4 protein-coding genes and 1 pseudogene are annotated in these 6,839 nt (G+C 57.9%); 2 read left to right on the top strand and 3 right to left on the bottom strand.

The features are described 5' to 3' along the window. Positions 1-248 precede the first annotated feature (248 nt). Positions 249-1,565, top strand: a complete 1,317-nt coding sequence (locus AC04SH_RS34405) for an amidohydrolase family protein (protein WP_488481845.1) — start codon at positions 249-251, stop codon at positions 1,563-1,565. A gap of 189 nt (positions 1,566-1,754) precedes the next feature. Further along, positions 1,755-3,026, top strand: a pseudogene (locus tag AC04SH_RS34400) (IS1380 family transposase). A gap of 673 nt (positions 3,027-3,699) precedes the next feature. Here AC04SH_RS34400 and AC04SH_RS34395 read toward each other — a convergent pair. From AC04SH_RS34395 to AC04SH_RS34385, 3 genes are read right to left on the bottom strand one after another with little or no spacing between them, the layout of a single operon-like run. Then, the gene (locus AC04SH_RS34395) at positions 3,700-4,452 is read right to left on the bottom strand and encodes an amino acid ABC transporter ATP-binding protein (protein WP_488481844.1); all 753 of its coding nucleotides are present in this window, start codon (positions 4,450-4,452) and stop codon (positions 3,700-3,702) included. A 32-nt stretch (positions 4,453-4,484) separates the two neighbouring features. Next, a complete protein-coding gene (locus AC04SH_RS34390; RefSeq protein ID WP_488481843.1) occupies positions 4,485-5,459 on the bottom strand; it encodes an amino acid ABC transporter permease in 975 nt (324 codons plus the stop codon). Further along, positions 5,459-6,436, bottom strand: coding sequence for an ABC transporter permease subunit (locus AC04SH_RS34385; RefSeq protein WP_488481842.1), 978 nt, complete (start codon positions 6,434-6,436; stop codon positions 5,459-5,461). Before AC04SH_RS34385 ends, AC04SH_RS34390 begins: the two co-directional genes overlap by 1 nt. Positions 6,437-6,839 lie beyond the last annotated feature (403 nt).

Raw genomic sequence — 6,839 nt, 5'->3', positions numbered from 1 at the left:
CGGCAACTACGGCGAGATGTACGACCGCAACCTGGGCCCGAAGACGCCCTATTATATCGACCGAACTGGCACCCCCAATGCCTCATGGGTTAACGGCGGGCTCCTGTACTCGCCTCCTTGGGAGTAGGCGGAGTTCGGCGTCGATCAACATGTCAGCGGTAGGCTTAGCAAGTGGCGACGCTACCCAAAACGTTGATCGACGCCGAAGTTGGTTCGACCTGGCGCAGTACTTGATCTGAGGAACTTGAATGCCTGACCTCCGCCATAAAATCCGCGAATGCGTTGAGCAGACCCCCTTTGTGGATACTCACGAGCATTTGATCGAAGAGCGACAGCGCGTCGAGGGAGTAGTACACCCGAGATTTTTCCAGTCAAACGATTGGTCTTATCTCTTCCAAGACTATGCTGCGGAGGACCTTGTCGTCTGCGGTATGCCACAGAAAGACTTTCAAAGCTTCTTAAACCCTAGCCTCAGGAGCGAAGAAAAATATCTCCTAGTGGCACCGTACTGGGAACGGATAAGGAATACGGGTTACGGACTGGCGCTTCGTCACACTTTTCGTGGTCTTTACGGCGAAATCGACCTTACAAGCGATACGTTTCCGCAGATTGCGGAAAAGTACCACGAGTTCGTTAGGCCTGGCTTTTACACGGATATTCTGAGGCGTTCGAATATAGAATTTTGCCACGTAAACGCGTTGCAAAGTTCGTTCATGGAGAGTGCTACACCTAATATCCTTGCGCAAGACCTCAGCATTCTAAGTCTTTGTCGGTGCAGTGCCGCGGATTTCGTGCGAATCGAGGAAGAAACGGGATTACGCCCGAACTCGCTCGACGAATGGCTTTCGATTATCGATGACTATTTCCGAAGGTACGGGTCCAAGGCCGTGGCGGTGAAGTGCCAGATTGCGTACACTCGTGCCTTAGATTTCGCTCCAGTCACTAAAAGTCTTGCCGCTCGCCTTTTCCCGAACCAAGCGGATCTTATTGGGGCTCGCCATTCGCTTGGCGCAGATGATCTGAAAGCAGTGCAAGATTTTCTCTTTCGATATTGCATAGGTAAGGCTGAAGAGTATGGCTTGCCGGTGAAGTTGCACACGGGATATTTGGCTTCAGTCGGCGTCATGCAAGTTGACCGCGTCCGACGCAATGCATCTGACCTCTGTCGCTTGTTGCAGGACTATCCGGACGTAAACTTCGTGTTGATGCATATTGGGTACCCGTATGAACATGAGTTTATTGCGCTTGCGAAGCAATACCCAAATGCGTACATCGATATGTGCTGGGCATGGATGCTAAATCCTGTCGCGAGCACCCGCTTTTTGACCGAATTTTTGGTCGCGGTACCATCGAACAAGATCTTTACGTTTGGTGGCGACCTTGTAGCCGCCGAACCCATTTACGGGCATGCTATTTTGGCACGACGCGGTATCGTCGAGGCTGTGCACCAACTCGTCGCGAGCGGGTGGCTCGCTGCCGAGGACATGCCGACGCTGATCGAACAAATCATGCGAGGGAATGCGCACCACTTCTTTCCGAACAACCCTTGTGGTGTGGATGCGTGAACTGCAGGCGCTAGCCCCTCTTATGCACGACGATGGGCTTTGAGGCTGGCGGATGTGGCTTAAGCAATTGATTTGGCGTAGGAGTCGGTTGCTTAGGCCAACCCTCCCACCGCATCTCGCGAGCCACACCCCGCCATGACCGAGAATACGTTGCTGCCGCTGTCTTTTCCAGCCGTCGGACGCTAGAAGATCACAGCTGCGTTTGACGGCGTCCGCATCACCTCGGGTGGCGGCGTCATGCTTCTGGCCGCAGCCGAGCGTCGCTTGCAATTGGCCGACAGGCTGGCCGCGGTGATCCACGATCGGCGCGATCCAGAGCGGGTGACGCACGGCATGGCCGACGTTCTGCGCGCCCGCATTCTTTGCGATCGCGTGCGGCTACGAGGACGCCAATGATCTCGACCGACTGCGTACCGACCCGGCCTTCAAGCTCGCCTGCGGGATTGACCTGTGCTCGCAGCCGACCTGCTCGCGGCTGGAGAACCTGCCTGACCTGCGCACCGTCATCCGGCTCAGCTGGGTGCTGGTCGATCTCTGGCTGTCGAGCTATGCCGCGCCGCCCGCAAGCGTCACGCTTGTCGACATCGACGACACGGTGGATGTCGTTCACGGCCATCAGCAGCTCTCGCTCTTCAACGCCCACTACGACGAGCGTTGCTTCCTGCCGATCCACATCTACGACGCCGCGACAGGACGCACGGTCGCCATGATCCTGCGTCCTGGCAAGACCCCGGCGGGCAAGGAGATCCGCGGCCATATGCGCCGTCTCGTACGCCGCATCCGCGCCCGCTGGCCGACCACCCGCATCCTGATCCGTGGCGACAGCCATTACGGCTGGGCGCAAGTCATGGCCTGGTGCGAGAACAATGCGATCGACCACCTCTTCGGCGTACCCGGCAACAAGGTTCTGCAGCGGCTCGTCGACGAGAGCGCCGACGACATCCGCACCCGCCGCGCGCTCGAGCGCAAGCCTGTGCTGCGCGGCTATGCCGAGACCGCTACAGGGCGAAGTCCTGGCAGGCCGAACGCCGCAGCGCTCGCATCGAGGCAACCACCCTCGGCCTCGACATCCGCTTCGTCGTTGCCAATCTCGACAAAGGCTCCGCCGAGCACATCTACGACGTTCTCTACTGCACCCGCGGCCAGGCCGAGAACCTGATCAAGATGCACAAGAGCCAGCTCGCCTCCGACCGCACCTCCTGCCGCTCACCGATTGCCAACCAGGTCCGTCTTGTCCTGCACACCGCCGCATACTGGTTGATGCTCACCCTGCGCGGGGCGGCGCCCACGACCCATCATATGCGCAACGCCGAGTTCGCTACGCTGCGGCTCAGGCTGCTCAAGCTCGGCGCCCGCGTCATCGAAACCGTCTCTCGCATCCGCCTGGCCTTCGCCGCCGCCTGTCCCGAGGCAAGTCTGTTCAGGGCGATCGCCAGCAATCTGCTACCGGCAGGACCATGACCGCCGGCGCAGCAGACCCCGCCGAAACCACACAGCCTCCACCCTCCAGCGCGTTCACAAGTCCAGACACAGCCGCGGTGAAAAGGACGCCGAGCCGCCACCTGTCCGCCGCTCAGCGGAAAACAAACCCAGATCCGTCATGAATAAGCCGGGCTAGGGCGTGTCGAAGGATGACATGAAGATTTGAAAAGAGCGGTCGATCTCCGCCTGCCTAGAACGGCGGGACTCGCCGCGGTTCCTCGCGCTCGCAAGGTCGATCAACGCGCGTTTCTCGGCACAAGTGCGTGGCTTCCGCTGCCGTACGCGCCCAAGGCTCCCGTTGAAAATCTTCTGCCGCCGCCGCAGCTTTGACTGGGCAACGACTGTCTCCCTTGAGATCTAACGTCATGGGGCCAAGAGCTCCGTATCGCAATGTGCCTGTGGGCGTCACCACCGAAAACCCGCGGATCACCAAGGGTCCACAATGAAATCAAACTAGAACTTTCGAGCGCGAGTACAGAAGGATCGACAGTCGTCCATTTGAGGCCCAATACGACCCAAGATCTACAGTTAATCTGGAAGGAACGCAACGCACGTGGAAATTCGGAGAGAGGGGAGATTATCGGATCGGTCAGCCCGTTCTGGGCTGGCACCCCCCCGGACGGCATCGCAGTATTGTGAAACGCGTTTGATGTCAGTGTTTGAGCACGCGCGATAGGAACGTCCGGGTGCGCTCGCTATTCGGTTTGTCGAAGATCTGCGCGGGCGGCCCCGCCTCCACGATCGCACCATTATCCATATAGATAACGCGGTCGGCAACTTCGCGGGCGAAAGCCATCTCATGCGTGACAATCATCATTGTCATGCCATCAGTGCGGAGCTCGCGCATGACGTCCAGCACCTCGCCGACCAATTCTGGATCGAGTGCCGAAGTGGGTTCATCGAATAGCATAACGTGCGGCTCCATCGCCAGCGAACGGGCAATCGCGACGCGCTGCTGCTGGCCGCCCGACAGCTTGCCGGGATATTTTTGCGCCTGATCTCGCAGCCCGACACGTTCGAGCAGACGCATTGCGATAGACTGCGCCTCGTCGCGCGACTTGCCGCGGACGCGCATCGGAGCAAGTGCGATGTTTTCCATCACCGTCTTGTGCGGAAATAGGTTGAACTGCTGGAAGACCATTCCTACGCCGCGCCTGATTTGATGGAGGGCCTTCTCGCCCCCCCCGAATTCCAAGTCCTTGATCGTTGGCATTGAAAATCCGTCAACCACCAAGGAACCGCTCTCATGCGTCTCCAGCCCATTGACGCAGCGAATCAGTGTGGACTTGCCCGAGCCGCTGGCGCCGATCAGAACCAGCACCTCACCGGCCGCCACCGACAAGGTCACGTCGCGCAATGCCTGGAACGAACCATAAAACTTGTTTACCTTGTCAAAGGCTACCATCGCCGGCTCAGACTCATCGGACCGTATTATCATCAACGCGTACTCCTATGCATATGGGCCTCCATCCGGCGCGATCCAAAAGTAATTGCCGAGCCGATAACGAAATATACAGCGAACATGAATACGTAGACTTCATTTGTCTGACCACTGGCATTTGGATCTGCTAATATCAATTGTCCGGCGCGCAGGAAGTCCATCAGTCCGATGATAAACACAAGCGTCGCGCCGTTGAAAACGTCGAGCACGTTACCGACCAGCGCCGGCTGGACTACCCGGAGAGCCTGCGGCAGAACTATTTCAGTCGCAATCGTCCAGGCCGACATGCCCAATGAGCGAGCCGCTTCCTCCTGACCGCGCGGCACGGCTTGAAACCCGCTGCGCACATATTCGGCCACATAAGCGGCATTGAAGATGGTGTATCCGACCATGCCGCGGGCAAGCGAGGATATCGAAATTTCCGGCATGAACAGCGGCGCGGTGATCCAGATCCAGTAGACGACGAGGATCAGCGGCACCGACCGCATCACCTCGATGTAGCCAGTGCAGCAGGCCCTCAGACTGGGATTTTTGCTGGAGCGGCCGAACGCGAGCACAATGCCGAGCGGCAGAGACGCCGTTGAAACGACGACCGTGAGCATGATGCTGAGCAGAAGTCCACCCCAGCGGTCAAGCCCGGGCGGAGCCAGGACCAATACTGCAGCCGCGCAGGCAGTCAGCCATATAGCTACACCAAATCGGCGCGACCAAGGCAGTTGGATGGAGCCGACCGCAGTGCACAGAATGGCAAGCGTCAACCAGGCACGCCATGTTTGCTCCACCGGATACATCCCGAATAGCAGCAACCGAAGGCTCTCGTAAATCCTTGCCCAGTGTGCCTCCCAGATGACCCAATGCAGCAAGACCACTGAAAGCCAGCCAAGCGCTGCGGCGATGAGTATCGAAAGAATGGAATCAATAGGGTTCGCAAAAAGGTTGCGGCTGGCCCAGCTATGCAATGTCGTGACCATCAGGCTCTCTCCAGGGCGAACCGTCTATTTACAACGTTCGTCAACGCGCTGATTGCCCAACTGAGGAGCAGGTAAACCCCCATGACGACAATGACGGTCTCGAAATCCCGGCCAGTCTGGTTGGCCACAGTGCCGCTAACGCTAAACAAGTCCGGAAAGCCTATCGCAATTCCGATGGACGTATCCTTTGTGAGGCTGATATAGCGGTTGGTGAGAGAAGGTATGATAATTCGGAATACTTGTGGAAGGACGATGTCTCTGATCGTATCGCGCCGCGACAAACCCAGTGCCGCCGCCGCTTCCCACTGCCCCTTAGACAAGCCTTCGATTGCACCACGAACGATCTCAGAGATGTAGCCTGCGCTGTTTACCATGATGGCAATCAGGATAGCTGACATTTCTGGCGTGAAGTGCAATCCGCCGGTCGCGCCGAAACGTCCAAGCACCGGCAAATCAAGATCAATACGCAAACCTGTCGCGTAACTCGCACCAACGAAACATAGTCCGGCGCCCAATAGCGCGATGCGCCACCGCGCAGGGAAGCGGCGCAGGCACGCTGTCGCCAGGAAAGCGATTGCGACGGCGACCAATAGAACTGACGCGGGCCCCGAGCTCTCGGCTACGTGTGGTAGCGGCAAAAAGATTCCGGATTGCTCTGCAACAAACCATCTATGGACGGTTGTTGTGCTCGCGGCCGAAGGCAACTGCAGCAACACCGCAAAATACCAGAACATCAGCTGGATCAGTATGGGCGTGTTCCGGATGAATTCGCCAATCGCGAAGGCCAGATTCCGAACTAGCCAATTGGTCGACAAACGAAAAACGCCTAAAACAACTCCAATCATTGTCGAGGATGCGATGGCCAGAAGGGCAACTTTGACCGTGTTGAAGAGGCCCGCTTCCAGCATCTCCAGATTGGATGATGCGGCGTCCACAGTATCGAAAATTGGCGCCCACCCGCTCCAGATGGGCGCCAACCCCTCGCTTATGCTGAATCGGGAAGGTGCAGACAAATAAGCAAAACTGAAGTCGATGCCACGGCTTGCTAGGTTTTGTTGGATCGCCCACCCCCCTAGTATTACAAACCCAACAACGGCCGCTACTATGGCACCATGAGTCAGCTTGTATCGCACCCAAGCAACGTATCGCTTAGCCGATGGCGTTGCGCGCGAGGATCGCCACGCTCTTGTTTTTGCTACTATCATGCCCTGGTCCGATGCATTGCCACGTGGTTGATCGACGCCGAACTCCGCCTACTCCCAAGGAGGCGAGTACAGGAGCCCGCCGTTAACCCATGAGGCATTGGGGGTGCCAGTTCGGTCGATATAATAGGGCGTCTTCGGGCCCAGGTTGCGGTCGTACATCTCGCCGTAGTTGCCG

The organism is Mesorhizobium sp. CNPSo 4688 (assembly GCF_057784295.1).
Note: the sequence above shows the minus strand (reverse complement) of the source record. Positions and strands in the feature narration are given on the sequence as shown.